This window comes from Streptomyces platensis (assembly GCF_008704855.1).
GTDB classification, from domain to species: Bacteria; Actinomycetota; Actinomycetes; order Streptomycetales; family Streptomycetaceae; genus Streptomyces; species Streptomyces platensis.
In genome coordinates this window covers 49476-74993 of sequence record NZ_CP023691.1, presented here as the reverse complement: position 1 = coordinate 74993, position 25518 = coordinate 49476, and the positions used below count along the sequence as shown (strand labels likewise).

Below are 25518 nucleotides of genomic sequence, written 5' to 3'. Positions count from 1 at the left end.
CGACGGGAGACAGACGAAACATGGACACCGTGCCCCGGGTGACCGCGATCATCACAAGCCGCGAGCGGTTCTCCTATGCGGAGGAGTCGCTGGCGAGTTTCTTCCGGTACACCAGCATCCCGTGTCAGCTGGTGTACGTCGATGTGAACTCTCCGCGCGACCGCTGGAACCGCATCAAGCGCATCGCCGACGAACACGACATCATCGCCGTCCGCGTCAACAAATACATATCCCCGAACTGTGCACGCAACATCGGCCTGCGCTATGCGGAAGGCGAGTACGTCGTCTTCCTCGATAATGACGTGGAATACACCGAGAACTGGCTGGAGCCGCTTGTCGCCTGTGCCGACGAGGAGAAAGCAGCCATGGTCGGGCCGCTCTATCTGCACGGTCCGCTGCATGAGCAGACCGTGCATATGGCGGGTGGCGACATGGAATTCTCCGGGGCCTGGGGCGAGCGGGAGTTCGTCCAGACGCAACGCCACTTCATGAAACCCCTCGCAGAGGTGCCCCAGCAGGAACTCCACCGGCAGAAGTGCGACATCATCGAATTCCACTGCGCCCTGGTGCGGCGGGAGATCTTCGACGCGGTCGGCGGCATGGACGAGGGGCTGCTCACCACCCGCGAACACCTCGACTTCAGCCAGCGCGTCCTGGACGCCGGCGGCACCGTGTGGTTCGAACCGCGGTCGGTGATCACCTACCGGATGCCGCCGCCCTTCGCCCTCACCGACCTGCCGTACTTCATGCTGCGCTGGAGCGACGAGTGGACCAAGGACACGCTGCGCCACTTCGCGAACAAGTACGGCATCAAGCCGTCCTACGTGGAGCGGGTGACCAAGAACCGCAAGGGCCGCCAATACCTGCTGTTCGAGCAGGTCAAACCCTTCCTGACGAGTGTCCTCGGCGACTCCGGCGCCCGCGTCGCCAAGAAGGTGTTCCAGGCCGTGGAACCCGTCGGGAACCGCGCGCTGGTCGAACTGGCCGCCCTGCGTGAGCCGGAGCTGCGCTGGGAGACCTACCGGTCCGCGGCACCGTCCGCCCGCAAGACCACCACCGGCTCGTGAGCGGCACACCACCAGTCGACGAGCTGCCGCCCCGCCTCTTCGTCGTCACCGGCATCTGCGGCAGCGGGAAGTCCACCGTCGCCCGCCTGCTGGGCGAGCGCTTCTCGCGGTCCGTCGTCATCGAGGGAGACGCGCTGCGCCGGATGGTGGTCGGCGGCCGGGCCGAGATGGAGCCGGACGCGGGCTGGGAGGCCGTTGCCCAGTTCGAACTCCGCCTGCGGCACCTGGCGTTCCTCGCGGAGTCCTATCTCCACGCCGGCTTCACCGTCATCGCCGAGGACAACCTCCTCGGGAGCTATCTCGAACGCTTCCTGGCCCAGCTCAGCACCCGGCCGGTGCACGTGGTGGTGCTCGCGCCGAGCGCGGCCGCGGCAGCCCGCCGCGACGCAGGCCGGGACAAGCAGGCGTACGGCGCAGAGGGCTGGACGGCGCAATCGCTCAACGAGGCCTTCCGCCGCGAGACCGCTGAACTCGGCCTGTGGCTCGACACCTCCGAGCAGCGGGCCGACGAGACGGTGGACGAAATCCTGCGCCGCACGGACGAGAGCGCGCTGCGGTGAACGGCAGGGCGCCGCGGAGCCGCACAGCCCGCTGCTCGCGCCCCGCGGCGTCCGGGACGCCCCCGCACCGCGGCATGCTGCGCGCGACCCGGCATGCGCCGGCACCTGAGTGCTTACCCAACGGAAGGGAGACGTGGTGAGCCACGCGTACAAGGGGCAACCTCGCACCGCCACCCCGGGGATCGAACAACTGGTGCGCCGCACGCTCGCGGAGCGCGTCGGCGCGGAACTCGCGGGCGCCATCCCCGCCACGGAGAAGTTCTCCGATCTGGGCATCGACTCCCTGGACCTCGTGGTCACCCTCGCGACACTGGAACGGGAATGCGGCGTGGAGCGCATCGCCGACGGCGAACTGTGGGACATCGCGGATTCGATCGGCTCCCTCACCGCCTATCTCACCGAGCACGCGACCGTTCTCCCGGGGGATGCCCGGTGACGGCCGGGACCGCCACCCCGCGGGCGGTGGCCGTGACCGGACTCGGCGTGCTCAGCGTCGGTGGTGCCGGAACCGAGGCCCTGTGGCGGCTGTGCGCGAACGGCGGTGGCAACTTCCGCCCGGTCGAGCACTTCGATGTTTCCGGCACCGGCGCCCGTATCGCCGGGTTCGTTCCCGATACGCACGGCGCGCCCGCCCCGGGCTCCGACGGGCGGCTCCCGTACCTGCTGCACCGCGCGCTGGCCCAGGCCCTCGCCGACGCCGCTCGGCGCGGCGCCCACGACCGGGCCCGCACCGCACTCGTCCTCGCCACCACCGACAGCGCGGGCTGTGCGACGGCCGAGGCGTGGCGGGCCTGGGCGGACGGCAGCCGGGAGAGCTGCCGCCCCGCCTGGGCCCCGCCTGCGGAGGCCGTCCGCTTCGACGGCCCCGTACTCCCGGTGGGCAACGCCAGTGCCGCCGGGGCCGCCGCCCTCGGCGTCGGCGCCGATCTGATCCGCAGCGGCGTCACCGAACGGGCCGTGGTCTGCGGGGTGGACACCATCACGGAGACCGCTTTCCAGGGCCTGGCGTCGCTGCGGACCCTCAGTCCGGGGGGCTGCCGCCCGTTCAGCAGAAGCCGGTCCGGCATCCGGATCTCCGAATGCGCGGCGGCCCTCGTCCTGGACGCCGACCCCGGCGACGACTCCGCTCCACCACATGCGTATCTGCGGGGCTGGGGGAGCAGCAACGAGGCCGACCAGGCGGCCCGTCCGGCGTCGAAAGGCGTCGCCAAGGCCGTGTCCCGGGCGCTGTCGGATGCCGCGGTGCCCCCTGGCGACGTCGGCTACGTCAACGCGCACGCGGCCGGCACCCGCCACGGCGATGTCGCCGAACTCGACGCACTGGAAAGGGTCTTCGGCGACCGGCTCGCCGGGATCCCGGTGTCCGGATCGAAAGCCGCGCTCGGCCACTGCCAGGGCGCGGCGGGAACCGTGGAGGCGATCGTGACCGTTTTGACCCTCGCCCGGGGCGAGGTGCTGCCCACCCTCGGCCTGGAGGACGTCCCCGAGCAGTGGTCACATCTCGACTTCGCGCTCGGTGCGCCGCGCCGGAGCACCCCGCCGCGCGCGGGCCTCACCGTGTCCTGCGGGCTGGGCGGTTCCAACGTTGCGGTGGTGTTCGGCCGTGCGGCCGCATAACGGGGCGGGTATCGCCGCCACCGCCGTGCGCAGCGCCCCGCACGAGGTGCCCCGCATACCCGACGACCCGGCCGGCTTCCCCCGCATCCCGCTGGCCGTGCAGGACACCCTGGGCCCGGAGCTCACCAGGGCGGCCGAAGCGGCCCTCGCCGACGCGGGCGTCACCAGGGCCGAGGCCGCGCCGATGGGCTGTGTCACCGCCTCACACCACGCCACGGCCGTGACCGCCCAGTACATCGCGGCGGTCCTGGACGGCGCCGGACCCCGGTGGCTCGCCCCGCAGTGCTTTCTGCACTACTCACCGCACGCCCTGACCGGCCGGCTCTGCATCGACCTCGGCCTGGACGGCACGGCCCTGACCCTCACCGGCCCTGCCAGCGGCGTCGACGCCCTCGGCTACGCGGCGATGATGGTGGAGTCGGGCCGGTGCTCCAGTGTTCTGGTCGCCGCGGCGCACTGGCCCACGCCGCCCCCCGCGGGGCCCGACCGGGCCACCCGTCTGACCGTCGCCGTCGCCGTCGTCACCCCGGACGGCGACCGGGCCCGGCTGACCGGCTGGCAGCCCGGCGGCGGACACCCCGCCGTGCGGCCAGCCACCGACCCGGATACCGCTGCCCTGCGGACCGCCGAACTGCCGGACGTCACCGCACCGTTGCGTTCCCTGATGTCCTGGCACGACGGACCCGACCGGGCCGGCATGCAGCTGACCGCGGCCGGTTCGCGCCTGACGGTGCTGCCGGGGAGCCGCGGATGACCACGTCCACGCCGTACGGGGCCCTTGCCCGGTGGGCCGCCGAACACCCCCACCGGACCGCCCTCGTCCACGAGCACGGCAGCCTGAGCTACCGCGCACTCGCGCGCCTGGTGGCCGGCGCGCGGCAGCATCACCTCGGTCGGGGCCACACTGCCGGACAGCGGGTAGGCCTGGTCGTGCGCAACGATCCGGCGAGCATCGTCGCGCTGCTCGGCCTCGCCGCCGCCGGAGCCGAGCTGGTGCTGCACGACGCACGGAGCACCCGGCACGAGCGCGACCGCGCCGACCAACTGGCCGGCACCCGTGACCGGATCGACCCACCCTCCCTCGACGCGGCGCCCGCGGCCGGCGCCGAGAGCGAACCCCCCGACGCCTCCCACGCCACCGCGCTGAACCTGGTGACCTCCGGCACCGGCGGGCTGCCCAAGGTGGTACGCAAGGGCTGGGCCGCGACCTGCGCAAACTCCGCCGCCTTCGCGCACACCGCGGACATCACGGGCCGCGACCGCATCCTCTGCACGACGCCGCTCCACCACGCCTTCGCCTTCGGGGTGGCACTGCTGCCCGCACTGCACACCGGCGCCGCCCTCGTCCTCGCCGCCCACCCGCCCGCGCCCTCGGCACTGGCGGACGCTCTGCGCACTACCGGAGCCACCGTTGTTCAGTCCGTGCCGTTCCTGTACAGATCGCTGCTCTCCCGCGGGGAGAGGCTGTCCGCGCCCGCGCTCCGGGTATGTGTCTCGGCGGGCGAACCGCTGGACCGGGAAACGGCGCACGCCTGGCGGGACGCCACCGGCCGCAACCTGCGCGACCAGTACGGCGCCACCGAACTCGGCCAGCTCGCTTTCGCCGACGACCGCCCCGGTGGACCGCTCCGGCTCGTACCGGGCATACGGGCGGCCGTCCGCGACGACGACGGCGTGCTACGGGAGGACACCGACGCCGAGGGTGAGCTCTGCTTCCGGCACCAGGGACCACCCGTCGTCTACCGGGGCCTTCCGGAGCTGACCGCCCAGGCCACCACGGACGGCTGGTTCCGCACCGGCGACATCGGCGTCCTGCCCGGGGGCGGCACCGTGCAGGTACACGGCCGGGCCGGCCGCCGTATCACCGTGGCCGGGCGGAAGGTCGACCCGGCGGAGGTGGAACTCGCCCTCAGCTGCGTACCGGGCGTGCGCGAGTGCCTGGTGAGCGCGCCCCCGGCCGGCACCCCCGGCCCGCCCGACCGGTTCGTGGCCTTCATCGCGGCCGGCCCGGAGGTCACAGAACTGGCGGTGCGCCGTCATCTGGCCGGACTGCTCTCCCCGTACAAGATCCCGACCCGTATCCATCTGACCGGCCGGCTGCCGCGCACCGGATCGGGCAAGGTGCACGCGGCCCGGCTGTGGCAGGAGGCGGGACACCGGTGACCGTGCAGACCATCGGCGAGAGCCGCTACGCCCTGGCGTTTCCCGGCGCCGGCTCCCAACTCCCCGGTATGGCATACCGGCTGGTCCGCGACCACCCGGTTGCCCGGGAGGTGCTGGCCCGCGCCGACGAGGCCACCGGCCTGTCACTGACCCGGCTGTGCACCGATGGCACGCCCGCCGAACTCCGGCCGCCCGAACTGTCCCACCCCGCCGTCGTCGCCACCGGACTCGCCTGCGCGGCGGCGCTGCGCGCGCACCTGGGCGCACGCTGGGCCCCGCCCGCGCTCGTGGGCGGACACAGTCTCGGACACTTCGCCGCCCTGGTGGAGGCGGGCGTCCTCGGCTTCGCCGACGCACTGCGCCTCGTCTCCGAACGGGCCCGGCTGATGGGGGAGCAGGCCCGGGTGCGCCCGGCCCTGATGACCTCGGTCTCCGGGCTGCCGCCCGACATCGTCACCGGCTGGTGCGCCGACTGCCCGCCGGACCTGGGGCAGGCGGTGATCGCCTGCTACAACGGCCCGCGCCACCTCGTCGTCTCCGGAGACGCCAACGCCGTGCGGTGGGTCGCCGACCGGGCCGCCGACACCCCGGATGTCCGCGTCACCGAGGTCGCCACCGGCGTGGCGTCCCACTCCCCGCTGATGGCGCCCGTGCAGAAGCAACTGCGCCCGATGCTGGCCACCGTGCGACTCGCCCCGCCCTCCGGGCCCGTGCTGCTCAACAGCGACGGCCGGCCGACCGCCGACGTCGACGCACTCCGCGCCGACCTGCTGTGCCAACTCGAGGTACCGGTGCGGTGGCACACGGCGCTGCGCGCAGTAGTGCGGTCCGGCATCCGGCTGCTGCTGGACACCGGACCGGGCCAGGTCATGGCCAAGACGGCCCGCAGGCACCCGGAGCTGACCCCGCTGGCGCTGAACGCCATGGAGCCCCTGAAGGCGGTGCTTCCCCTTGGCTGAGCCGCCCCCCGGCCCTCACCCCGCCCCGTCCCCGGCCACGACAGCACGAGTCGCGCTGGTCAGCGGCGGAAGCCGGGGCATCGGACTGGCCACGGCCACCGCCCTGGCCCGCCGCGGTCACCGCGTCCTGGTCGGCTCCCGCTCCGGTCGGGCCGCCGCCGGGCTCACCGGCCTGACCTGCGATGTCACCGACTCACAGCAGGTCGAGGAGGCCTTCGCTCGGGCCGAGCGGGACCACGGCCCGGTGCAGATCGTGGTGTCCAATGTCGGGGCCCGCGACGACGGACTGCTGATGCGGATGGAGGAGCGCACCTTCCGCCGGACCATCGACACCAATCTCACCGGTGCCTGGCGGCTGCTGCGCCGCGCGGCCGCGGGCATGGCGGACACCGGCTGGGGGCGGGTGGTGCTGGTCTCCTCCGTCGCAGCGGTGCTGGGCACTCCCGGACAGGCCAACTACGCGGCCGCCAAAGCCGGGCTGGCCGGGCTGGCGCGTTCGGCGGCCCGCGAACTCGGCCCGTCCGGCATCACGGTCAATGTCGTACTGCCCGGCTTCGTCGACACCGACCTCACCCGTGATCTGCCGCCCCGCAGACGGGAGTCGATCCTCTCCGGCGTCCCGCTGGGACGGTCCGGCACGGCCCGGGAGATCGCCGAAACCGTCGCCTTCCTCACGGACGAGCAGGCCGGCTATGTCACCGGTGCCGTCCTTCCCGTCGACGGGGGGCTGGCGATGGGGCACTGACGCAGCGGGCGCGCCGATGCGCCCGCGGCACCGGATTCCGATGGCCCGGCGGCGGGCGGCCGCCGCAGCAGGGAGCACTCATGCACACACTCCTCGTCGACAACTACGACTCCTACACCTACAACCTCCACCAGCTGATCGCCCAAGTGACCGGAGCCGAGCCGACGGTGCTGCGCCACGACGACCCGGCGCTGCGCGGCCCGGCCCCGGACCTCTCCGGCTTCGACAATGTCGTCGTCTCGCCCGGACCGGGCCGGCCGGACCACCCCGGGGACCTGGCCCACGCCGCCGGGCTGCTCGCCGCACCCCGGCTGCCCACCCTCGGTGTGTGCCTCGGGCACCAGGGCATCGCGCTCACCGCGGGAGCGTCGGTCTCCCCTGCACCGCGGCCGCGCCACGGGCATCTGACCCGGATCGAGCACACCGGCAAGGACCTCTTTCACGGCCTGCCCCGGCACTTCACCGGGGTCCGCTACCACTCACTGTGTGTCGCGGACCCGCTGCCCTTGCAACTGGAAGCCACCGCATGGGCCGAGGACGGCGTGATCATGGGGCTGCGCCATCGCGAACTTCCCTTGTGGGGCGTGCAGTTCCACCCCGAATCCATCTGTACCGAGTACGGTCCGGAACTGCTCGCCAACTTCGCCCGGCTCACTGCGGAACACCACGCCACCCGGCCCGCCCGTCGCCCGGTGGCGCCGTCGCCCGCCCGACGCCGCACCCCCGCCGCTCCCGCGACCCGCACCGACCGGACACCGGGCCCGTACCGGCTGCGCACCCGGCGGCTGGGCACCGCCGTCGACACCGAGGCGGCGTTCACCACCCTGTACGCCGACCGGAAGCACGCGTTCTGGCTCGACAGCTCCCGCACCGCACCGGGTCTGTCCCGGTTCTCCTTCCTCGGCGACGCCCACGGGCCACTGGCCGAGGTGGTCCGCTACCGCGTCGGCACCGGCACCGTCGAGGTGACCGCCTCCGACGGCACCGTCACCCACACCGACGGCGACATCTTCAGCTACCTGGACAACGAGCTGGCCCGGCGTCACCTGCCCGACCCGGGCACGGCGTTCGACTTCACCTGCGGCTACGTCGGCTACTTCGGGTACGAACTCCGCGCGGATCTCGGCTCGCCGACCCGGCACACCCCCGCCGAGGACGACGCAGCCTGGATCTTCGCCGACCGCCTGCTCGCGGTCGACCACACAGCGGACGAGACGCACCTGCTGTGCCTGTACCGCCCGGAGGACCCCGGGGGCCTGGCCGGTGCTGAGCGATGGCTGGACCGTACGGAGGCCGCGCTGCGCGCCCTGCCCGCACCCCCGCGGCTGCCGGAGCGGCCCGCGCCCAGCGCCCCGGCACCCGGCCACCGCACCGAGGATGTCTCCGCACGCGGCGAGGAGCAGTACACGAAGGACATCGCCGTCTGCCGGGACAAGCTCCACGAGGGTGAGAGCTACGAGATCTGCCTCACCGACACCCTGCACGTCGCCTCCACGGCGGACGCGCTGACGGCCCACCTGGCGCTGCGCCGCGCCAACCCCGCCCCCTACGCGGCGTTTCTGCGGCTGGGCGGCACCGAAGTGGTCTGCTCGTCACCGGAACGCTTCCTGCGCGTCCGGCCCGACGGCACCGCGGAGACCAAACCGGTCAAGGGCACCGCACCGCGCGGCCGCACCCCCGACGAGGACGCCCGCCTGTGCCGGGACCTTGCCGCGGACCCCAAGACCCGGGCCGAGAACCTCATGATCGTCGACTTGCTCCGCAACGACCTCGGGAGGGTCTGCGAGATCGGGAGCGTCACCGTGCCGCGCCTGATGCACGTCGAGACCTATGCCACCGTCCATCAGCTGGTCTCCACCATCCATGGCACGCTCAACCCGGGCACGACCGCGGTCGGCGCGTTGGCGGCCTGCTTTCCGGGCGGTTCGATGACCGGCGCCCCCAAGCTGCGCACGATGGAGATCCTCGACGGGCTGGAGACCGAGGCCCGCGGAGTCTATTCAGGATCCCTCGGCTACTTCGGCCTCGCTGGTGGCGCAGACCTCAACATCGTCATCCGCACCGCGATCCGCACCGCCGGACGCTGGCGGGTGGGAGCCGGAGGAGCGATCGTGCTCGGCTCCGACCCGGAAGAGGAGTACGCGGAGATGCTCCTCAAGGCCGCCGCCCCGCTCCGGGCGCTGCTCCGCCCCGGCCCGGCCGGCGCACCGGCCGCGCACGACCCGTCCACACCCGATCCGAAATGGAGCTCCACCATGCTCGACGCACGACTGCTCGACCTGCTCGCCTGCCCCCTGTGCAAGGCCGCGCTCGCCCCTGCCCCTTCGGGGGACTCCCTGGTGTGCACCGCCACCGCCTGCGCTCGCAGTTACCCGGTGGTGGACGACATCCCGGTGCTGACGCTGCCGCCGGCGGACGCCACGACGGCCTGATACCGCGGCACGGGGGGACGACGATGAGCGTCGAGGAGTCAACGGCCCGCACCACGCCCCGCAAACGGCACCCACGAGGGCTTCCGGCCCTGTGGGGAACCGAGATGTGGGAGCGGTTCAGCTACTACGGCATGCGCGCGATCCTCGTGCTCTACCTCGTTGCGCCGTCCTCCCGGGGAGGCCTCGGCCTGCCGCCGACCACCGCGGCCGGAATCTTCGGCGTCTACGGAGGACTGGTCAACCTGCTCGCTGTCCCCGGCGGCTGGCTGGCCGACCGGCTGTGGGGCGCACACCGTACGGTCCTCGGCGGCGGTCTGGTGATCGCTGCCGGGCACTGTGCTCTCGCGCTGCCGCTCGCGGCGGCCGGCACCTACCTGGGCCTGCTGCTCATCGCGGTCGGTACCGGTCTGCTCAAACCCAACATCTCCACGATGCTCGGCGGGCTCTACGACGTGCCCGGTGCCCCGGCCGCCCACGGCACCGCACGTCGGGACGCCGGCTTCTCCCTCTTCTACCTGGGCATCAACATCGGGGCCTTCGCCGCCCCGCTGGTCACCGGCTGGCTGGGCGAACGCGTCGACTGGCACGCCGGGTTCGGCGCCGCGGCCGTGGGCATGCTCCTCGGCCTCACCGTCTACCTGCGCGGCTCACGGCAGCTCCGCCCGGCCGGCCCACCGCCGCGTACCCGCGCCACCACGCACCAGCTACAGCGGGCCGCCGCCTGGGCCGGATGCGCAGTCGGGGCGGTGGCGGCCGTGGTCGCCGTCGTCGTTGCGGCGGGCCTGGGGGCGCTGGCCGGCGTGCTCTACGCGCTGTCCGCGCTGACCCTCGTGGTGCCCGCCCTGTACTTCGTGGCGATGTTCCGCGCCCCCGGGCTGGACGCGGTGGACCGCAGCCGCCTGCGTGCGTACATATGGATCTTCCTGGCCGCCACGGTCTTCTGGATGATCGCCGAACAGGGCGGCTCCCTTATCAGCCTGTTCGCCCAACGCCACATCGACCGGGCCCTCTTCGGATGGCAGATCCCCACCGGCTGGTTCCAGTCGGCCGGCCCGCTCTACGGCATGCTGTTGGCGGGCGTGTTCGCCGCGCTGTGGCTGCGTCTGGGCCACCGGCAGCCCAGCACCGCGGCGAAGTTCGCCCTGGGACTGGCCGGTCTCGGCGTCGCGACGCTCCTCATGGCGGGCGCCGGCCTGGCCGCGTCCGATGGCCGGCGCGCCTCCCCCCTGTGGCTGCTCGCCGCCTTTCTCGTCCAGGTGCTCGCCGAACTCTGCCTCAGCCCGACCGGCCTGAGTGTGACCACACGGTTGGCGCCGCACCGCTTCGCCGGGCAGATCATGAGCCTGTGGTTCCTCTCGGTGGCCGCGGGCAGCGCGCTGAGCGCCCAGGTCGTGCGGCTCAGCGACATCCTCCCGTACGACGTGTACTTTGCCGTGCTGGGCGCCGCCGCCCTGCTGTGCGCCGCGGCGGTCGCGCTGGCCCGGAGCTCGCTGCGCCGCCTGATGCGCGGGGTGTCCTGAACCGCCCCTGCTGCCCCGCCGTCAGCGCCGCGCGCTGTGCGCCGGCCCTGTGCCGCCCGTCGCGGACACCCACGCCGCGTACAGGTCCGCGTACACCCCCGGCCGCCCCGCCAGCTCATCGTGCGTGCCCTGCTGCACGATGCGGCCCCGGTCGAAAACGAGGACCAGGTCGGCGTGTTGGGCCGTGGAGAGACGGTGCGCCACCGAGACCGAGGTCCGGCCGCGTGTCGCACTCTCCAGCGCTTGCTGCAGGCGCACCTCCGTCGCCGGGTCCACCGCCGAGGTCGCCTCGTCGAGGATCAGTAGATCGGGGTCGGCCAGATAGGCGCGGGCGAGCGCGACCAACTGCCGTTCACCGGCCGACAGGGCATCGCCGCGCTGCCCGACGCGGGTGTGCAGACCCTCCGGCAGGGACGCGAGCCAGTCGTCCAGCCCCAGATCGGCCAGTGCCCGGCCGATCTCCTCGTCCGAGGCGTCCCGGCGCGCGAAGCGGATGTTGTCGGCAACCGTGGCGTCGAAGAGGAATCCGTCCTGCGGCACCATTACCACCCGGCGGCGCAGCGACGCGAACCGCACCGTCGTCAAGGGCGTACCGGAGAGCCGCACCTGCCCCGAGGACGGGTCCGACAGCCGCGCCAGCAACTTCACGAACGTCGACTTCCCCGACCCGGTCTCGCCCACGACCGCGACCCGGCTGCGCGGGGCCACCTCGGCCGACACCTCGTGCAGCACCTGGGGCCCGTCCGGATACGCGTAGCCCACCTTGTCGAACCGCACGGACACCGGCCCCTGGGGCAGATCGGTGCCGCGCTCACCCGGATCACGGACCTCCACCGGCGCATCCACCACCGACAGCACCCGGCGCCAGCCCGCCAGCGCGTTCTGCAACTCGTTGAGCACCTCATTGGTCATCTGCATCGGACCGATGAACAGCGTCACCAGGAACAGAAACGCCACCAGCTCACCGGCCGTCAGATGGCCGCCGACGCCCAGCAGCACACCCAGCACGACCACCCCGCCGATGGCTGCCGCTGCCGCCACCTCCCCGCCGGAGAGCGTCACCGCCACCAGCCGCTGGGCCCGGCTCTGCGCCCGCCGGTGGCGCTCCACCGCCGTGTCGATCCGCTCTCCGATCAGCTCCTGCGCGTGGTAGGCGTGGATCACCGTCGCGCCCACGACGGCCTCACCGGTCACCGCCAGCATGTCCCCGGCCCGATCCCGCACCCGCCCATAGGCGTGCGACAGACGGCGCTGAAGCCGCGGCAGTACCAGCAGCAACGGCAGGAACACCGCCCAGACCGTCAGCGCCAGCACCCACGAGAACGCGAACATCACCACGCTGCCGACCAGCAGCTGACCGAAGCTGATCACGAGCATCCCCGCGAACTGCAGAAAGGTGCTGAACTGGTCGACATCTCCGGTGACCCGCGCCACCAGGCCGCCACGGCGCTCCCCGTCCAGAGAAGCCGGGGACAGATCGTGCACCCGCCGGAACGCCTTGGTGCGCAGCGTGGCCAGCCCTCGCTCGACGGTGCGGTACAGGCGGTGGTTCATCGCATAGGTGATCCCTGCGGTGGCCAGCACCGCCACCGCGCACACCGCCGCGGTGACCAGCACCTGCCCCAGCCGCGCCCCGCCCTGTGCCCGGAAACCCTGGTCGATGGTCTGCTGCACGGCGATCGGCACCACCACCCGGCCGGCCGCCGCGAGCAGCGCCAAGACCGCCACCGTGCCCAGTCCTTGGCGGAGTTCGGGGGAAACCTGTACGGCCCTCCGCAGCACGGCGGCGCCGGACAACGGCGGGGTGACGGTGGCCTTCATGCGCTCTGTCCTTCCGTGGTGTCCGCGACGGTGACGGTCCCCGTCCGCGGGCCGTCGTCACCGTCGTCGCGACTGTCGTACGCGTTGACCAGCTCCCGGTAGCCGCGGCAGCGCACCAGCATCTCCTCGGGTCGGCCCCGGTCCAGCACCCGGCCGCGTTCGACGTAGACGACCTCGTCGGCCAGCGCGATCGTGGCCCGGCGGTACGCGACGACGAAGACGGTCGAGGGCCGCCGGGCCTCCCGGAGACCCCGCAGGATGCGGGCCTCCACCTGCGGATCCACGCTGGAGGTCGCATCGTCCAGGATCAGCAGTCGCGGCCGGCGTACCAGCGCCCGGGCAAGCGCGATGCGCTGCCGCTGCCCTCCCGACAGGGTCGCTCCCCGCTCCCCGACCCGCGCGTCCAGCTGCTGCGGCAGCCCCCGGACAACATCGTCGGCCTGAGCCAGTTCCAGGGCCTCCCACACCTCCTCGTCGCGGAAGTCGAGGCCCAGGCAGATGTTGCCCCGCACCGTGTCGTCGAACAGCAGGGTCTGCTGCGGGACGAAGGCCAGGGCAGAAGCAAGTTCACCGGGGCGCATATGACGGGCGTCGATCCCGTCCATCTGCACGACGCCGGCGTACGGGTCGGCGAGCCGAACCAGCAGGGTGGCCAGTGTCGACTTCCCCGAACCGGTGGGGCCGACCACGGCCACGGTGTGCCCCGGCGACGCCTCCAGGCTCACCCCGTGCAGCACATCGGTGCCGGAGTAGGCGTAGCTGACCTCCTGCACCCCCAGCCCGATCGGCCCGCCGTCGGCCAACCGCAGCTCACCGTGCGGGAGTTCCTCCCGGGCGTCCAGCACGTCGTGCACCCGCTGCCACCCGACGGCGCTGCGCGGCAGCTCGGCCAGCAGCCACCCGAAGGCCCGCACCGGAAAGGCGATCATGGTGAACAGATAGGCCACCTGCACGATGTCGCCCACGGTCAGAGCGCCGGCCGCCAGCCGCGCGCTGCCCACGGCCAGCACGGTGAGGATGCCCAGATTGGGCAGCGCGTCCAGCACCGGATCGAACGCGCCGCGGGTCCTCCCCACCGCGATGTTCGCGTCCCGCAACCGCTGCGCGGCCTCCGCGAACCGCCGGGTCTCGGCATCCTCCTTCCCGAGCGTCTTGACGACCGTCGCCCCGTCGAAACTCTCGTGCGCGATCTCGCTCACCTCGGCGCGCAACGCCTGCGCACGGGACGCCAACGGCGACAGCCGCCGCTGATAGACGACGTTCAGCAGGCCCACTGCGGGAAAGACACCCACACTGACCAGGGCGATATACGGATCGACCGTCAGCATCGCGGTCATCGCGGCGAGCAGCATCGCCACCACACCCACCGCGGTCGGCAGCGGAATGACCGGCGCCCAGACCGCCTCCACATCCGCGTTGATGTTGGACAGCAACTGCCCGGCCGGGTGGCGCTGATGCCACGCCAGCGGCAGCCGCAGGTAGCGGTGCGCGACCTTCCGCCGATAGGTGGCCTGAAGCCGGAACTGCATGATGCCGGCCCCGACGCGCCGCCCGATGACCCCGATGACGCGCAGCATCGCCACACCGAAGATCGCCAGACCGGCCGTGGCCAGCGCCGCGAACCCCGTACGGCCCGTCCGGAACGCCGGCATCACGACGTCCTCGGTCACCCACCCGAGAGTCCACGACGTCGCGACCGGGGCCACGCCGTACAGCAGGCTCGCCGTCAGGGCCCCGCAGAACACCCAGGGTTCCTCCCTGATGGCGACCCGCAGGATGCGCAGCCCTCTTCTCCGCAGGGACGCCCTGCTGCCGGTTGCGGACGTCACATCGGTTGCCACGTCGATCCTTTCGTACGAACAGCGGGCGCGGCTGCCGGCGGCGGCACCCTCACCCGCGGACTCCCAGACGGGTCACTGACGGGCTCCGACCGGCTCGGGCAGTCCGTCCAGCACCTGTAGGTCCTCCGGTGCCAGCCGCACCTCGGACGCCCGCACGTTCTCCTTGAGGAAGGCGGGGTTCTTCGTGCCGGGAATCGGCACCACATACCGCCCGCGCGTCATCACCCACGCCAGTGCGATCTGCGCGGCGGACGCGCCATGTCGCTCCGCCACCCCCCGAATACGGTCGACCATGGGCAGATTCGCCGCGAACGCCGCATCCTCGAACCGCGGGTTGCCGCGCCGCCAGTCGCCCTCCGGCACATCCTGGGCGCTACGGAACCGGCCGGTGAGGAATCCGCGCCCCAGCGGTGCATACGCGATGCAGGCGATGCCCGACCGTTCCGTGAACGGCACCAGCTGCGCCAGCGCGTCCCGCGTCCACAGGGACAACTCGGTCTGTACCGCCGCCACCGGATGGACCTCGTGCGCGGTGCGCACCTGTTCCGCGGTCACGTCGGACAGCCCCAGCATCCGCACCTTCCCGGCCCGGACCGTCTCCGCCATCGCGCCCCAGGTCTCCGTCAGCGGGACCTCGGGGTCCACGCGGTGCAGCTGGTACAGGTCGATGTGGTCGGTACCCAGGCGTCGCAGGCTGGCGTCGACCGCGGCGCGGATGTGTTCGGGCCGGCCGTCGCGCCGCAGCCGCTGCTCCCCGGCCACAAATCCGACCTTGGTGGCCAGCACGGCTTGTGCACGCCGCCCGGCCAGCGCCCTGCCGACCAGTTCCTCGTTGGTGAACGGGCCGTAGACATCGGCCGTGTCGATGAGGTTCACCCCCAGATCGAGGGCCTGTCTGAGGACCCCGGCCGAGGTGTCCTCATCGCGTCCCGACGGATCGTAGGCCCAGGACATACCCATACAGCCCAGACCGACGGCGCCGACCGCGGGGCCATAGGAACCGAGAGTGACGGTGTGCAGCAAGACGAACCCTTTCGTCGGCGGACGCACCTGGCGTCGGTAGGAGCGGGGAAACGGGGGCCGGCCAGGGCCCCGGGCCGAGCCGGTCCCCGCGCCGCAGCGGCGTACGCGGGAACCGGCCCGGGAGCCGCGGGACACCCGTCAGGCGACAGCGCCCTCGGTCCAGGCCCGGCCGATGATCTCGTCGACCGTCTCGTCCACGGTCTGCTTCGAGGTGTCCAGCCACAGTCCGATGTCCCGGGGCGTGTCCGCCCGCATCAGCTTGTCCAGGTCCCGCACGGTCCAGTCCGGCCCGTACGCCGTCTTGGGGCGGGACGCCTCGCGCGCCTCGACCGCTGCCGGATCGGGGAGCAGCACGACGACCGCGAGCGGCCTGGTCTTGATGAACCCGGTCATCTCGGCGAGGTACTCACCGATGAGGATGTCCTGCGCGATCACGGTGAAGCCGGCCTGCGCATACTCGTCGGCGCAGTGCGCCGTCAGCCGGTAGCGCAGTTTGAGCTGGGCGACGGCGTGCTTCTCCGCGTCGGGCGTCATATTGATCTGGCCCCGGACGATGTTGCGGCGGAAAGTGTCACCGCGCAGGTGGACGGAGCGGGGCAGGCGCTCGGCGAGCGCCTGGGCCACCGTGGACTTACCGGCTGCCTGGATGCCGGTGATCACCACGACGCCGCCGTCGTTCCACGGTCCCTGCGGTGTCACTCGTCCGGGAGCGTTTGCGGTCATAGTGCGGACTCTGCCTTTCTGCTGTGGGCCGGTCGGAACCGCCCGTGCCACCTCAGGCGCGCTCCAGGACCAGCAGGTCCATGGACGCCGGGCGGGCCGTCGAACTGCTCCAGGTGCCGAGATGCGGCTCGCGTTCCAGTCGCAGCCCGTGCCGCGCGGCGACCTCCTGGATGTGATCGAGGCGGTAGGCGATGGCGTAGGTCGGTTCCTGTTCCGAGTGAATGAAGTGCGTCCCCCGGGAATGCGTGAAGGTGAAAGCGGTACGCCCTTCCCGCACTCGCTCAGCGACCATATCGTCCACCAGGTACGCCGTCGCAAAGCATTTGCCGCCGGGCCGTAGAACACGAGCAGATTCGGCCACATAGTTGTCCACTTCATCGGGCAGCAGATGGCTGATCAGCCCCACGAGAGCGACCATGTCGAACGCCTGGCCGTCGGCCGGAAAGTGGAAGTCCGCAGAGGTGAGGGTCCCTTCCGGGTTATAGATTTCCTGTTTGATGTCGACGTGTGAGAAGCGGAAGTTCGGGTGGCGCGACGTGATGGCCGAATGACACCAGTCGATGGCGTGCGGCACGATGTCGAAGCCCAGATAGCTGCCCTCGGTCAGGTATGAGGTGAGCGGAACGGCGATCCGGCCCACCCCGCAGCCGGCGTCGAGCACGTCATGCGAGGGCAGCAGCCCCAACTCCGCACGCATGTACTGGGTGATGGACGTGCCGACCTTGGCGAAGTCACCGTTGCCGATGAAACGGCGGTAGCGACGTGGGGGCACCATCTTCCGGTCCCGGCCCAGCACCCGGTCTGCCAGGTCGAGCGCCCGCAGCCCACTGCGGTAGCCCAGCGCGCGTAACCGTTCGATCCCTCCTTCCGTGCGTGCCGAGGAGGTGTATTTCGTCGACCTGAGAGACTTCAGCTCGGACCTGCTTGCTCCCATGGACAATCCTGTTCTGGAGGTTTCGTCGCGGACACATCGGGCCCGGCCGGCCGGTACCCGAATGCAAACGGAAAACGATCCACAAAGAAATCCCAGCATGACAACCACGGCGGCAGCCGGTCAACGCACCGGACCCCGAACACGTACCCATGCGTTCGGGGTCCGGAATTCCCTTCCTGAACATCGTTGCAAAAGCCCGGAATCCCGTGCGTGATTTCTCCGGCCACCATCCGGGCCCCTCCCGGCCCCTCCCGGAACGCATCCGGGCCCGACCGGACAACGCGAGAAAGGCCGCATCCTGGTACCACCCGGAGCCCGGCTCGGTGGGCGTCATGCCGGATCTCGCCTCGGAGAACGCCCGGGGTGCGTGGTACGGCCTGCCGGTGATCGCCCGGTCGGCCGCACGGATTGTTGGGCCGGGGCCGATCCGGGTACCTGGCCCTGGGGCCGGCCTTCCGGGTCCGCCCGAGCCCGCGATCGCGGGGGTGCACGACCCGGCGAACCGAAGAACCGAAACCCGCAACCCCCGCTCCACCCGCTCCACCTCGCAAACTCCCCACCCCGAATCCCAGGAGCCGCTGTGAAGTTCGGTGTGTCGACCTTCCTCACCGATCAGGGCATCGCGCCCGCCGCGCTGGGGCGCGCCGTCGAGGAGCGGGGGCTCGACTCCCTGCTGATCGCCGAGCACACCCACATCCCGGTGGACCGCCGCTCGCCCTACCCGGGCGGCGGCGAGCTGCCGAAGATCTACTACCGCACCCTCGACCCGTTCGTCGCGCTCAGCGCGGCCGCCGCCGTGACCGAGCGGATTCTGCTGGGCACCGGCATCGCCCTGGTGGCCCAGCGGGATCCGCTCATCACGGCCAAGGAGGTGGCCTCGCTGGACCTCGTCTCCAACGGGCGGGTGGTCTTCGGGATCGGTGTCGGCTGGAACCGGGAGGAGATGGCGAACCACGGCACCGACCCACGTACCCGCGGCCGTCTCGTGGACGAGCGGCTGCGGGCCATGCGGGAGCTGTGGACGCAGGAGAAGGCCGAATTCCACGGGGAGTTCGTCGACTTCGACCCGGTCTACTCCTGGCCGAAGCCGGTCCAGCGGCCGCACCCGCCGGTCTACGTGGGCGGTGGCGAGGCCGCCTTCGACCGGGTGGCCGCCCTGGGTGATGCCTGGCTCGCCAACAGCCTGCCGCCCCAGGAGCTCGGGCCGAAGATCGACCGGCTGCGCAGCATCGCGGGCCGCGACGTACCGGTGACCGTCTACGCGGTGGCGAACGAGCCGGAGATCATCGAGCAGTACACCCGGCTCGATGTGGAGCGCCTGCTGTTCTACCTTCCGACGTTGCCGGAGCCCGAGACCTTGTCGCATCTGGACCGGTTCTCCGACACCGCGGCCCGCTTCCGGTGAACGGCCGGGTGCCGCGGCATCTGAACGGGCGGGTGCCGCAGTGCCGAGGATGACCGGTGAGCGGGCCCGGGAGTGCTTCACCCGGGCCCGGATCGCCCGCCTCGCCACGCTCGACGACACCGGCCGTCCGCATCTCGTTCCCGCGGTCTTCGTGCTGACCGGGGACACCCTGGTCTTCGCCGTGGACCACAAACCGAAGCGCTCGGCCGACCTCAAGCGGCTGGCCAACATCCGTGCCCACCCCGAGGTCTGTCTCCTCGTCGACGGCTATGACGAGGACTGGGACCGCCTGTGGTGGGCGCGCGCCGACGGCACGGCCACCGTCCTGCCACCGGCCGAGCGGGCGGCGGCGTCCGCGCACTACGTGGACCTGCTGACACGCAAGTACCGGCAATACGCCGACCGTTCCCCGCACGGCCCTGTGGTGGAGATCCAGGTGGCCCGCTGGTCCGGCTGGCACGCCACCTGACCAGTCAGGCCGGTCCGGTGGGTCGGGGGGGAGGGCCCGCACCCGCCCACCGGACGCAGACGGTGTCAGGCGCCGACCACGCCGGACTTCGCGATGACGATCTTGGCCTTGGTGGCGCCGCTGTGCGAACCGAGGGACTCGATCTTCCGGACGAGGTCCATGCCTTCGGTGACCTCGCCGAACACGACGTGCTTGTTGTCGAGCCAGTCGGTGACGATGGTGGTGATGAAGAACTGCGAGCCGTTGGTGTTCGGACCGGCGTTGGCCATCGAGAGCTGACCGGGCTTGGTGTGCTTGAGCTGGAAGTTCTCGTCCGCGAACTTCTCACCGTAGATGCTCTTGCCACCGGTCCCGTTGCCGGCGGTGAAGTCGCCACCCTGGAGCATGAAGTCGGGGATCACGCGGTGGAAGCCGGATCCTTCGTAACCGAAGCCGTTCTGGCCGGTAGCGAGCTCGCGGAAGTTCCTCGCGGTCTTGGGGACCACGTCGTCGAAGAGGGTGAAGACGATCCGGCCCGCCGGGTCGCCGTTGATGGTGATGTCGAAGTACACGTCGTTGTTACTCATGACGGCAATCCTCACATCCGCCGATCCCGGGTCGGCACCCAGCCCCGGTTTTCCGGTCACGCAGGGGAGCATCCCCCCTGCTCAAGCCCCTCACGCCTTGATCATTCCAGCCGGATTCCGCTCCTCGCAGAGCACCGTCCCGCCGCCGCGCTCGGCAGCGCTCCGGTAGGCGAACCAGGGCAGGAAGAACTGGGTGACCGGGCCGACCGCGAGCGCGTACAGCACGGTGCCCACCCCCACGCTCCCACCGAGCAGCCGGCCCGCCACCAGCACGGCGATCTCGATCAGGGTGCGGACCAGCCGGATCGAACGCCCGGTCACGGCGGACGCACCGGTCATCAGCCCGTCCCGTGGCCCGGGGCCGAAGCGCGCGCCGACGTAGACGGCGACGGACAGTCCGTTGAGGACGACGCCGCCGACGAGCAGACCGGCCCGGGCGGGGAGCCCGAGGTGCTGGGGGAGGAGCCGGAGACCGAGGTCGGACGAGCACGCGAGAACGACGATGTTGGCGACGGTGCCGAGCGTCGGCCGCTGCTTGAGGGGGATCCACAGCAGCAGCACGAGTACGCCGATGACGGCGCTGATCATGCCGAAGCTCAGCGAGGTGTGATGCTCCAGTCCCTCGTACAGAACGCTCCATGGGTTGACGCCCAACGACGCCCTGACCAGGACCGAGAGACTGAAGCCGTACAGCGCGAGGCCGACGAGCAGTTGCGGGAGACGGCGCAGCGGACGTTCACCGACCGGGACGTAGGTGAGCGGGGGCGGCGACGGGCGCGTACGGGACATGAGCCGGGCCGACCCGGTGCTCCCGCCCGGCACAGCACCCACGACGCGCTCCTCGCCGCGGCGCCGACGGTGACGCTCATGCCGTTCCGTACGGTCCTGTTCCATACCGGTCCCCTCCACGGGTGCGCTCCACGCACGTTCGCTGTGCTGCATGTGCCTCAAGGCCAATGCGGCGATTCTGTACAGTGATTGGTCTGGGAAACACGGCCAATCTGGGGAGGGTGGTATGGCGGACGCGCATCCGTACCGGCCGGTGGACAGGGTGGATCGCACCCAACGGACCCTGGGGAGCCGGCAGCTCGCCGCGATGCTGCCCGACCCGTCGGGGACCCGGCCCGCCTACCGCCACCTGGCCCGGGCGATCAGCGCGCTCATCCTGGACGGCCGTATCGCGCTGCACGTCAAACTCCCCGCCGAACGGGAACTGGCCACGGCCCTCCACACCAGCAGGGCCACCGTCACCGCCGTGTACGACCTGCTCCGCGAGAGCGGCTACGCGCACAGCCGCCAGGGCTCCGGCACCTGGACGGCCCTGCCCGACGGCCGCGCTCCCAGCGGCATCACCCGTCTCCTCGGCCCCCAGGACACCGCGATCGACCTTGCCAGGGCCGCCCCCGGCCTCCCCGAGCAGACGCTCACCGAAGCGCTCGCCCGGATCGCCCCGCAACTGGCGGAGCATGTGCACACACCCGGCTACCACCCCTACGGCCTGCCGGAACTGCGCGCCGCCGTCGCCGAACGCTTCACCCGGCGGGGGCTGGCCACCGTGCCCGAACAGATCCTGGTGACCTCCGGCGCCCAGCACGCACTCACCCTCGTCCTGGGGCTGCTGTGCCGGCCCGGCGACCGGGTCATGGCCGAGAACCCGTCCTATCCGAACGCTCTGGACGCGATGCGCCGCGGCCGGCTGCGCACGGTGTCGGTGCCGGTGACCGACACCGGCTGGGACATCGAGATCACCGAATCGACCCTGCGTCAGGTGGTGCCTCAACTCGCCTATCTGATACCGGACTTCCACAACCCGACCGGCTGCCTCATGCCTGAGGGCGAACGCGTCCGCGTCCTGCACGCCGCGCAACGCTCCGGCACCTGGCTGGTCATCGATGAGACCCTGGCCGACCTCGCCCTCGACGTCCCCGCCCCACCGCCCTTCGCCACCCACGCCACGCCCGACCGAACCGGCCAGGTCATCACCATCGGCTCGATGAGCAAGACCCACTGGGGCGGCCTGCGCATCGGCTGGCTGCGCGCCCCCGCGCGGCTCGTCACCGAACTCGCCGGCCAGCGGGTCGCCACCGACATGGGCGGCTCGGTCCTGGACCAGCTGCTGGCCCTCACCCTGCTGACACAGGCCGCCGACCTGCTGCCGCCCCGCCTGGAACAGCTGCGCCGCCGGCGCACCGCCCTGGCCGCGGCGCTCACCGAACACCTCCCGCAGTGGACCTGGCGGCTGCCGCCCGGCGGCCTGTCCCTCTGGGTCGACCTCGGCGAACCGATCGCCTCGGCGCTGGCCGAGCGGGCGCTGGACTACGGCGTACGCATCGAGGGCGGCACCCACTTCGCCACCGACCCGGGCCTCTTCGAACAGCGCCTCCGCATCCCGTACACCGTGCCGCCGGACACCCTGCACGAGGCCGTACAGCGCATGGCCACCGCCCTCGCCGACGGCCTCCCGCACCCGCCGACCACCCGACAACAACCGCACTGGGTCGCCTGAGACGGCTCGATTGCGGCTTGCACCTCCCGTAACGGGAGGTCCTACGGTCGAAGACGTGAAGATTGTTGTGCATGACACGGCGTCCGCCATGCTCGATCTCCTCCGGCGTCCGCCGGCGGAGCGGCCCGACGCCTTACGGGAAATACTCAGTCCGCTCCAGAGCGCGATGTCCGTGATGGGAGACGTGGATCTGGTCCAGATGCACGAACAGGGCGGCAGTGGCCTCCGCCTCGACCGTGACGACCCGCGCTATGTCCCCGCCCTGCGTCAGATGCAGGACGCGGGGGTGTGGCACCGCGTCGAGGAAGCCCTCACCTCCGGGTGGGAGCGGATCAGCGGCGCGGTGCCCGGCATCAAGCACGCCGAGACCGTGCATGTCGTCCTGGTGCTCGGCAACCCCGACGACGATCACCTGACGGTCCGCAGCGCCGGCTACTTCGGTGCCGGCGGCTTCCCGGGGGCGATCCACCTGGTGATGTGGCCCACCGAGACCTCCCTGGCGAAGATCGCCCACGCCGCCGCGCACGAGCTCCACCACAATGTGCGCTACGCGAATGTGGTCTGGAACCCGGCGACCGTCACGGTGGGGGAGCACGTCGTCGCCGAGGGCCTGGCCGAGGCGTTCGTACGGGAGCTGGCCGGCGAGCAGGCCATGGGCCCGTGGTCGAGGGCGCTGACCGGCGCCGAACTGGACCGCGCCTACGAAAAGATCACCGCCGACATCGACGTCGCCGGGATGCAGAACCTGACCGCGTATGTCCTGGGCGATGCCACCGCACAGCGCTTTGGCCAACCGCCCGTTGGTCTGCCGGACTTCGCCGGTTACTCTGTCGGACTGCGCATCGTGGACGCCCACTTGGCGGCCTCCGGCCTGACCGCCGCCGAGAGCACCGCTCTGCCGGTGCGCGAGATCCTCACCAACGCGGGCGTGGCGACCAGCGCGTAACGGACTCGGCGACATCACAGGGGCCGGGGCGCCCCGCTTGTCCAGGGCGCCCCGGCATGCCCTTTTACATGGGCATTCGGCGGTCCCGACCCCCGAATGGGTTACCGGACGGAAACCTCAGATCTCGCGCAAACCTTGCAGTGCAGCGTTGATCCGCCGGTCGAGCGGTGCCAGGGTTTCGGAAATCACACGTCACCACACAGTGAAGACCTGGAGGCCGTATGGCTGTCCGTCGTGCCGCTGTCGCCGCTGCCTCGGCGGCTGCGCTCAGTCTTTCCCTGCTGGCCACCTCCTGCGGTGTCAACGGCACCGCGTCCGCCGCCGAAGCCAAGGCCCGGCCGCCGGCGAAGAAGGCCGTGGCCACCGGTAGCGGCGGGGCGGTGTCCAGCGTCAATCCGTACGCCTCCCGGGCCGGGATCGAGGTGCTGCGCAAGGGAGGCAACGCCGTGGACGCGGCAGTGGCAACTGCCGCCGCGCTCGGCGTGGTTGAGCCGTACTCCGCAGGTGTGGGAGGCGGCGGCTACATGGTCTATTACGACGCCAAGGCCAAGAAGGTGCGCACCATCGACGGCCGGGAGACCGCCCCGCGCCGTATGCGCTCGGACTCCTTCCTCGACCGTTCGACCGGCAAGCCCCTCCCCACCGATGAAGTGATCAACTCTGGTCTGTCGGTCGGCATCCCTGGGACGCCGGCGACGTGGGAGAACGCGCTCAAGAACTGGGGCACGGTCCCGCTGGCGAAGGCCCTGCGCCCGGCCACCCGGATCGCCCGCGACGGCTTCGTGGTCAATGACGAGTTCCGGGCGCAAACGGAGATGAACGAGAAGCGCTTCCGCGACTTCACGTCCACCACCGACCTCTTCCTGCCCAAGGGCAAGCTTCCGGTGGTCGGTTCGCGCTTCCGCAACCCCGATCTCGCCCGGACCTACCAGCAGCTCGCCCGTGAAGGCGTCGGCGCGCTCTACCACGGAGACATCGGGCGCGATGTGGCGCGGACCGTCCAGAAGCCGCCGATGGCTGCCGGCGCCTCGCACAAGGCCCGCCCCGGTCTCATGAAGACGCAGGACCTCGCCGACTACAAGCCCCTGCGCAGGGAGCCGACCCGGACGACGTATCACGGGCTGGATGTCTACTCCATGGCACCGTCCTCGTCCGGCGGCACCACCGTGGGCGAGGCGCTGAACATCCTGGAGAACTTCCACCTCTCCAAGGCCGACAAGGCCCAGGCCCTGCACCACTACCTGGAGGCCAGCCGGATCTCCTTCGCCGATCGCAACCGCTGGGTGGGCGACCCGGCGTTCTCGGATGTGCCCACCAAGCAGCTGCTCGGCAAGGACTTCGCCAAGAACCGGTCCTGCCTGATCCGCTCCGACAAGGCCCTGACCAGCCCGCTCGCCCCCGCCGACCCACGGCACCCCGGCTCGGGCTGCGCTCGCAGGACCGGCAGCAAGCAGCCGCACGAAGGGCCCTCGACCACCCATCTGGTGACCGCGGACCGCTGGGGCAATGTCGTCTCCTACACCCTGACCATCGAGCAGACCGGCGGCTCGGCCATCACCGTGCCAGGCCGCGGCTTCCTGCTCAACAACGAGCTGACCGACTTCGACTTCGCCCCCCTCACCAAGGGGACGCCGGACCCGAACCTCCCGGGCCCCGGCAAGCGCCCGCGCAGCAGCATGTCGCCGACGATCGTCCTGCGGGACGGCAAGCCGATGATCGCGGTGGGTTCACCGGGCGGTGCCACGATCATCACCACGGTGCTCCAGACCCTGGTCAACCGTCTGGATCTCGGTATGTCACTCCCGGAGGCGGTCGCCGCCCCGCGCCTCTCACAGCGCAACCAGACCGCGACCGAAGCCGAACCGGCCTTCCTCTCCTCGCCCGAACGGAAGAAGCTGGACGGCATGGGCCACCACTTCGTCCTCGCCCCGAAGGCCTTCACTCCGTCACCGGAGATCGGGGCAGCGGCGGCCCTGGAATTCCTGCCGGACGGCAAGCTCACGGCGGTGGCCGAGCCCAAGCGCCGTGGCGGGGGATCGGCCATGGTGCTGAAGGAATCCCGCTGAGGCCGGGCCAGTGAAGGGCCAGTCGTTGAAGGGCCAGTCGTTGGGCCACGCATGAGGCCCGTCCAGTAGGGCCGTCCCCCTCCGGGTCACGATCCGGAGGGGGACTGGTCGTTACGGGCGGGTTGTCACGAGGCCGCCGACCGCGCCGTGCTGCC

22 protein-coding genes are annotated in these 25518 nt (G+C 71.5%); 15 read left to right on the top strand and 7 right to left on the bottom strand.

Annotation, left to right across the window (positions count from 1 at the left end; genetic code table 11):
* Window positions 1–20 precede the first annotated feature (20 nt).
* The 10 genes from CP981_RS00325 (at window position 21) to CP981_RS00280 (ending at window position 11063) form a co-directional block, all read left to right on the top strand.
* The gene (locus CP981_RS00325; RefSeq protein ID WP_085924152.1) at window positions 21–1067 is read left to right on the top strand and encodes a glycosyltransferase family 2 protein; all 1047 of its coding nucleotides are present in this window, start codon (window positions 21–23) and stop codon (window positions 1065–1067) included.
* Entirely contained in the window at window positions 1064–1627 is a 564-nt protein-coding gene (locus CP981_RS00320; protein WP_167536031.1) for an AAA family ATPase, read from the top strand. Before CP981_RS00325 ends, CP981_RS00320 begins: the two co-directional genes overlap by 4 nt.
* A 136-nt stretch (window positions 1628–1763) precedes the next feature.
* Complete coding sequence (locus CP981_RS00315; protein WP_158092634.1) at window positions 1764–2063, top strand: acyl carrier protein; 300 nt, start codon at window positions 1764–1766, stop codon at window positions 2061–2063.
* The gene (locus tag CP981_RS00310; protein WP_158092635.1) at window positions 2060–3244 is read left to right on the top strand and encodes a beta-ketoacyl synthase N-terminal-like domain-containing protein; all 1185 of its coding nucleotides are present in this window, start codon (window positions 2060–2062) and stop codon (window positions 3242–3244) included. Before CP981_RS00315 ends, CP981_RS00310 begins: the two co-directional genes overlap by 4 nt.
* A complete protein-coding gene (locus CP981_RS00305; protein ID WP_158092636.1) occupies window positions 3231–3998 on the top strand; it encodes a beta-ketoacyl synthase N-terminal-like domain-containing protein in 768 nt (255 codons plus the stop codon). The genes CP981_RS00310 and CP981_RS00305 overlap by 14 nt, the downstream gene beginning before the upstream one ends.
* Window positions 3995–5407, top strand: coding sequence for a class I adenylate-forming enzyme family protein (locus tag CP981_RS00300; protein WP_085924156.1), 1413 nt, complete (start codon window positions 3995–3997; stop codon window positions 5405–5407). The genes CP981_RS00305 and CP981_RS00300 overlap by 4 nt, the downstream gene beginning before the upstream one ends.
* A complete protein-coding gene (locus CP981_RS00295) occupies window positions 5404–6366 on the top strand; it encodes an ACP S-malonyltransferase (RefSeq protein WP_085924157.1) in 963 nt (320 codons plus the stop codon). The genes CP981_RS00300 and CP981_RS00295 overlap by 4 nt, the downstream gene beginning before the upstream one ends.
* Entirely contained in the window at window positions 6359–7111 is a 753-nt protein-coding gene (gene fabG / locus CP981_RS00290; RefSeq protein ID WP_085924158.1) for a 3-oxoacyl-ACP reductase FabG, read from the top strand. The genes CP981_RS00295 and fabG overlap by 8 nt, the downstream gene beginning before the upstream one ends.
* An 80-nt stretch (window positions 7112–7191) precedes the next feature.
* Window positions 7192–9543, top strand: a complete 2352-nt coding sequence (pabB, locus tag CP981_RS00285) for an aminodeoxychorismate synthase component I (RefSeq protein ID WP_085924159.1) — start codon at window positions 7192–7194, stop codon at window positions 9541–9543.
* 23 nt (window positions 9544–9566) lie between these two features.
* Window positions 9567–11063: a peptide MFS transporter gene (locus CP981_RS00280; RefSeq protein WP_167536030.1), complete on the top strand. Its 1497-nt coding sequence runs from the start codon at window positions 9567–9569 to the stop codon at window positions 11061–11063.
* Between the two features lie 21 nt (window positions 11064–11084).
* On the opposite strand, the gene CP981_RS00275 is transcribed toward CP981_RS00280, so the two are convergent.
* The 5 genes from CP981_RS00275 to CP981_RS00255 form a co-directional block, all read right to left on the bottom strand.
* The gene (locus tag CP981_RS00275) at window positions 11085–12884 is read right to left on the bottom strand and encodes an ABC transporter ATP-binding protein (protein ID WP_085924160.1); all 1800 of its coding nucleotides are present in this window, start codon (window positions 12882–12884) and stop codon (window positions 11085–11087) included.
* The gene (locus CP981_RS00270) at window positions 12881–14725 is read right to left on the bottom strand and encodes an ABC transporter ATP-binding protein (protein WP_085924161.1); all 1845 of its coding nucleotides are present in this window, start codon (window positions 14723–14725) and stop codon (window positions 12881–12883) included. The genes CP981_RS00275 and CP981_RS00270 overlap by 4 nt, the downstream gene beginning before the upstream one ends.
* 72 nt (window positions 14726–14797) lie before the next feature.
* Window positions 14798–15745 (bottom strand): aldo/keto reductase, encoded by a 948-nt coding sequence (locus tag CP981_RS00265; protein ID WP_208853040.1) that lies wholly within the window; start codon window positions 15743–15745, stop codon window positions 14798–14800.
* A 141-nt stretch (window positions 15746–15886) separates the two neighbouring features.
* Window positions 15887–16471 carry an AAA family ATPase gene (locus tag CP981_RS00260; protein ID WP_085924162.1) on the bottom strand — a complete coding sequence of 195 codons (585 nt, stop codon included), beginning with the start codon at window positions 16469–16471 and terminating at the stop codon, window positions 15887–15889.
* A 52-nt stretch (window positions 16472–16523) separates the two neighbouring features.
* Window positions 16524–17405, bottom strand: a complete 882-nt coding sequence (locus CP981_RS00255; RefSeq protein ID WP_158092638.1) for a class I SAM-dependent methyltransferase — start codon at window positions 17403–17405, stop codon at window positions 16524–16526.
* A gap of 580 nt (window positions 17406–17985) precedes the next feature.
* On the opposite strand from CP981_RS00255, the gene CP981_RS00250 reads away from it, so the two are divergent.
* On the top strand, window positions 17986–18810 hold the full coding sequence (locus tag CP981_RS00250) for an LLM class F420-dependent oxidoreductase (protein ID WP_085924164.1): 825 nt from the start codon (window positions 17986–17988) through the stop codon (window positions 18808–18810).
* A gap of 49 nt (window positions 18811–18859) precedes the next feature.
* Window positions 18860–19279: a TIGR03668 family PPOX class F420-dependent oxidoreductase gene (locus CP981_RS00245; protein ID WP_425282199.1), complete on the top strand. Its 420-nt coding sequence runs from the start codon at window positions 18860–18862 to the stop codon at window positions 19277–19279.
* Between the two features lie 65 nt (window positions 19280–19344).
* On the opposite strand, the gene CP981_RS00240 is transcribed toward CP981_RS00245, so the two are convergent.
* On the bottom strand, window positions 19345–19845 hold the full coding sequence (locus CP981_RS00240) for a peptidylprolyl isomerase (RefSeq protein WP_085924166.1): 501 nt from the start codon (window positions 19843–19845) through the stop codon (window positions 19345–19347).
* A 90-nt stretch (window positions 19846–19935) separates the two neighbouring features.
* Complete coding sequence (gene yczE, locus CP981_RS00235) at window positions 19936–20634, bottom strand: membrane protein YczE (RefSeq protein ID WP_085924206.1); 699 nt, start codon at window positions 20632–20634, stop codon at window positions 19936–19938.
* 226 nt (window positions 20635–20860) lie between these two features.
* Between yczE and yczR the strand changes: the two genes are divergently transcribed.
* From yczR to ggt, 3 genes are all read left to right on the top strand, one after another.
* A complete protein-coding gene (gene yczR / locus CP981_RS00230) occupies window positions 20861–22351 on the top strand; it encodes a MocR-like transcription factor YczR (protein WP_085924167.1) in 1491 nt (496 codons plus the stop codon).
* A gap of 55 nt (window positions 22352–22406) precedes the next feature.
* Window positions 22407–23297 carry a DUF2268 domain-containing putative Zn-dependent protease gene (locus tag CP981_RS00225; RefSeq protein WP_085924168.1) on the top strand — a complete coding sequence of 297 codons (891 nt, stop codon included), beginning with the start codon at window positions 22407–22409 and terminating at the stop codon, window positions 23295–23297.
* A 221-nt stretch (window positions 23298–23518) separates the two neighbouring features.
* Window positions 23519–25363 carry a gamma-glutamyltransferase gene (gene ggt, locus CP981_RS00220; protein WP_085924169.1) on the top strand — a complete coding sequence of 615 codons (1845 nt, stop codon included), beginning with the start codon at window positions 23519–23521 and terminating at the stop codon, window positions 25361–25363.
* The last annotated feature ends 155 nt before the right edge of the window (window positions 25364–25518 follow it).

Excerpts from the sequence above, each read along its gene's own strand:
- CP981_RS00325 (WP_085924152.1), top strand. The coding sequence starts at position 21 with ATGGACACCGTGCCCCGGGTGACCGCGATCATCACAAGCCGCGAGCGG.
- CP981_RS00255 (WP_158092638.1), bottom strand. The coding sequence starts at position 17,405 with ATGGGAGCAAGCAGGTCCGAGCTGAAGTCTCTCAGGTCGACGAAATAC.
- CP981_RS00240 (WP_085924166.1), bottom strand. The coding sequence starts at position 19,845 with ATGAGTAACAACGACGTGTACTTCGACATCACCATCAACGGCGACCCG.
- CP981_RS00280 (WP_167536030.1), top strand. The coding sequence starts at position 9,567 with ATGAGCGTCGAGGAGTCAACGGCCCGCACCACGCCCCGCAAACGGCAC.
- yczE (WP_085924206.1), bottom strand. The coding sequence starts at position 20,634 with ATGTCCCGTACGCGCCCGTCGCCGCCCCCGCTCACCTACGTCCCGGTC.
- CP981_RS00300 (WP_085924156.1), top strand. The coding sequence starts at position 3,995 with ATGACCACGTCCACGCCGTACGGGGCCCTTGCCCGGTGGGCCGCCGAA.
- ggt (WP_085924169.1), top strand. The coding sequence starts at position 23,519 with ATGGCTGTCCGTCGTGCCGCTGTCGCCGCTGCCTCGGCGGCTGCGCTC.
- CP981_RS00260 (WP_085924162.1), bottom strand. The coding sequence starts at position 16,471 with ATGACCGCAAACGCTCCCGGACGAGTGACACCGCAGGGACCGTGGAAC.
- CP981_RS00275 (WP_085924160.1), bottom strand. The coding sequence starts at position 12,884 with ATGAAGGCCACCGTCACCCCGCCGTTGTCCGGCGCCGCCGTGCTGCGG.
- CP981_RS00245 (WP_425282199.1), top strand. The coding sequence starts at position 18,860 with ATGACCGGTGAGCGGGCCCGGGAGTGCTTCACCCGGGCCCGGATCGCC.
- yczR (WP_085924167.1), top strand. The coding sequence starts at position 20,861 with ATGGCGGACGCGCATCCGTACCGGCCGGTGGACAGGGTGGATCGCACC.
- pabB (WP_085924159.1), top strand. The coding sequence starts at position 7,192 with ATGCACACACTCCTCGTCGACAACTACGACTCCTACACCTACAACCTC.